Origin of the sequence: Azospirillum sp. TSH64 (genome assembly GCF_003116035.1) — a bacterium.
Taxonomy (GTDB): domain Bacteria; phylum Pseudomonadota; class Alphaproteobacteria; order Azospirillales; family Azospirillaceae; genus Azospirillum.
Genome location: NZ_LGQW01000003.1, coordinates 1 through 2,791, shown reverse-complemented (window position 1 = coordinate 2,791; position 2,791 = coordinate 1). Strand labels below are relative to the sequence as shown.

The 2,791-nt window shown below is 68.3% G+C and carries 4 protein-coding genes; all 4 read right to left on the bottom strand.

Going from position 1 to position 2,791, the window contains the following annotated elements; all coding sequences use genetic code 11:
* Window positions 1–41: 41 nt before the first annotated feature.
* The 4 genes from TSH64_RS00930 to TSH64_RS00915 all read right to left on the bottom strand — a co-directional run bounded on the left by TSH64_RS00930 (window position 42) and on the right by TSH64_RS00915 (window position 2,702).
* The gene (locus tag TSH64_RS00930) at window positions 42–254 is read right to left on the bottom strand and encodes a hypothetical protein (RefSeq protein WP_109095290.1); all 213 of its coding nucleotides are present in this window, start codon (window positions 252–254) and stop codon (window positions 42–44) included.
* A gap of 6 nt (window positions 255–260) precedes the next feature.
* Window positions 261–1,883 (bottom strand): IS66 family transposase, encoded by a 1,623-nt coding sequence (locus TSH64_RS00925; RefSeq protein WP_109095289.1) that lies wholly within the window; start codon window positions 1,881–1,883, stop codon window positions 261–263.
* An 82-nt stretch (window positions 1,884–1,965) separates the two neighbouring features.
* The gene (tnpB, locus tag TSH64_RS00920) at window positions 1,966–2,313 is read right to left on the bottom strand and encodes an IS66 family insertion sequence element accessory protein TnpB (protein ID WP_109095288.1); all 348 of its coding nucleotides are present in this window, start codon (window positions 2,311–2,313) and stop codon (window positions 1,966–1,968) included.
* Complete coding sequence (locus tag TSH64_RS00915; protein ID WP_158285315.1) at window positions 2,310–2,702, bottom strand: transposase; 393 nt, start codon at window positions 2,700–2,702, stop codon at window positions 2,310–2,312. The genes tnpB and TSH64_RS00915 overlap by 4 nt, the downstream gene beginning before the upstream one ends.
* Window positions 2,703–2,791 lie beyond the last annotated feature (89 nt).

Below are 2,791 nucleotides of genomic sequence, written 5' to 3'. Positions count from 1 at the left end.
CGTACGCATCCGGTGAGTGACGCGGGTGCGGATCGAATCGTTCAGCGTGCTGCTCGGTGGATTTGGATGAGTTCCTTGAGGCTTTCGACGCCATCTTCGGTCAGGGCATAGAACCACTGCTCGCCTGGGCCGAACACGGCCAGGCAACCGTCCTCCGGCTCCAGCTCGATGGCAATGTCGATCAGCCATTCGACGTCCTCGCCGAGGATCTCGGCGACGCGCTCCATGGTCACGAGGTTGCGGGTTCTGGCCATGGTTCCTCAGATCGCCGTGGTCGCCTCGTGCAGCCGCTTCCATTCCCAGGGCAGCAGTTCGTGCAGCTTGGTCTGAGGCAGATCGTTGATGCGGGCCAGAACGTCGGCCAGCCACGCCTGGGGATCGATGTCGTTCATCTTTGCCGTCACGATCAGGCTGTACATGGCGGCGGCGCGCTGCCCGCCTCGATCCGATCCGCAGAATAGCCATGCCCGTCTGCCCAGTGCGATGCCGCGCAACGCTCGTTCGGCAGCATTGTTGGTCAGGCAGACCCGTCCGTCACGCAGGAAGCGGGTGAAGCCTTCCCAGCGGGTCAGCATGTAGTCCATCGCCTTGGCCACCGGCGCGTGCTTCGACATCCCGGCCCGGGCCGTTCGCATCCAGTTTTCCAGTTCCTCGATCCGGGGCTTGGACAGCTCGGTGCGCACCGCCAGACGGTCGGCCGCCGAACGCCCCAGCGCCTCACGCTCGATGTCGAACAGCGGGTCGATGCGCCGCACCGCCTCCAGCGCCAAGGGCGAGATCGGCGGCGCTCCCTTGCCGCGCCGCTTGTTGGCGGCGATGTCGGCCAGTTCGAAGAATTTCCGACGCGCGTGTGCCCAACACAGGGCCTCGGCCACGGGCTCCGGCTGGCGGCTCGCATCGTAGAGGCGGTTGTAACCGGCATAGGCGTCGGCCTGAAGCACCCCGGTCCAGCCGGTCAAATGCGCCTCGGGATGCCCGCCGCCGCGGTCGCGGGAGTAATGGAACAGCGCTGCCGGCGCCGCCTCGCCGCCAAACGGCCGGTCATCGCGCACATAGACCCAGATGCGGCCGGTGTCGGTCTTGCCCTTGGCCAGAACCGGCACGGTCGTGTCGTCGCCGTGCAACCGCTCTGCCGCCAGCACATGCGCTTCGAGCCGGTCGAGCAGCGGCTTCAGCACCCCGCACGCCGCCCCTACCTGGTCGGCCGCGGTGGACAGGCTGATCTCCATGCCCTCCTTGGCGAAGCGCTCGCACTGGCGGTTCAGCGGCTGATGCTGGCCGAACTTCTCGAACAGCAGCGTGGCCAGCAGGTTCGGTCCCGCCCAGCCGCGCGGCGTGGTGTGGAACGGTGCCGGCGGCTGGCTGATCGTCTCGCAGTCCCGGCAGGAGAATTTCTCACGCACCGTTTGGATGATCTTCCACCGCGCGGGAATGCGTTCGGCCGTCTCGGTCACGCTTTCACCCAGCTTGCACAGCCGGGTCGAGCCGCAGCATGGGCACACCGCCGGCGCCGGGATCACGACGCGCTCGCGCGGCAGGTGCGCCGGGAACGGCTTGCGCGACGGCGCCTTGCGGGTGATGCGGGCCGCGCCGGTCGCCTCGGCCACCTGTTCCGCCGCCAGATCGTCCTCGCCGACGCTTGCCTCCGCCTCCTCCAACTGGAATTCGAGCTGGTCGAGCAGTCGGGAGGTCCGTTCGGAGCGCCGGCCGTAGAGGTCGCGCTGGAGCTTCTCGATCTGGAGCTTCAGGGTGGCGATCAGCGCCTGGTCGCCGGACCGTTCGGCCCGCGCCTGGGCGGCGTCCGCCTCGGCCAACGCAGCTCGGCCCCGCGCTTCGAGAAGCGCGGCGCGCAGGGCGTCGATGGTGTCGGGCAGGGCGTCCATGGGGCCGGATTGTACCCGGAAACCCGCACCAATCCTCGTTCTTCCCGCCGGAGAGCGGCGGGTTGATTCACTGTGCCGCAGCCTATCCGGCCGAGCGCGGTCTCCAAGTCTGCTGTGGATTGCGCCAGTCGATGGCGTCGAGCAGATACGCGAGCTGGGACGCGGAAATGGCCACGGCTCCGCTGGCCGGGCTGGGCCAGATGAAACGGCCCCGCTCAAGCCTCTTGGCATAAAGCGACATGCCGAGCCCGTCATGCCACAGGCACTTCACCAGGTCGCCACGACGCCCACGGAAGACGTACAGATCGCCGCCATGAGGATCACGGCCAAGACCCTCCTGGACCTTCAGCGCCAGCGAGTTCATCCCGCAGCGCATGTCGGTGACCCCGCCGGCCAGCCAGACCCGCACGCCTGAAGGCACCGGGATCATGCCGACCGTCCCGACAACGCGGCGATCACCGTGCCGACCAGGGCCGGATCGACCGCGCCGGTGATGCGCAAGCGCGCCGTCGCGAACTCGACCTCGATGAGACCGGCTGGTGAGGCCGCCGGCGCCGCTGTCGGCTCCGCCACCTCCTCCGGTGCCGGAGCGTCGGCGGCGACGGTGATCGGCATGAAGGCGGGCAGCCGGGGCTGCTGACCGAAGAACTGGCGGCGCCAGCGGTACAGCAGGCTGACGTCCACGCCCAGGCGCCGGGCGACTTCGGTCGCCTTGACGCCCGGCTGGAACGCCTCTTCGACCAGTCGCAGTTTCTTCTCGTCGCTGAACTGCCGCCGCCGCTCCTGGCCCGTGATCACCTCGACGCGTTGGATAGTCATAGGGACTGCCATAGGGATAACCATAGGGACAGGCCCCATGATTCAGCTTCCCCGCTCGGTCACAAGGCGGTGCTCGGCGGAGGGGTACG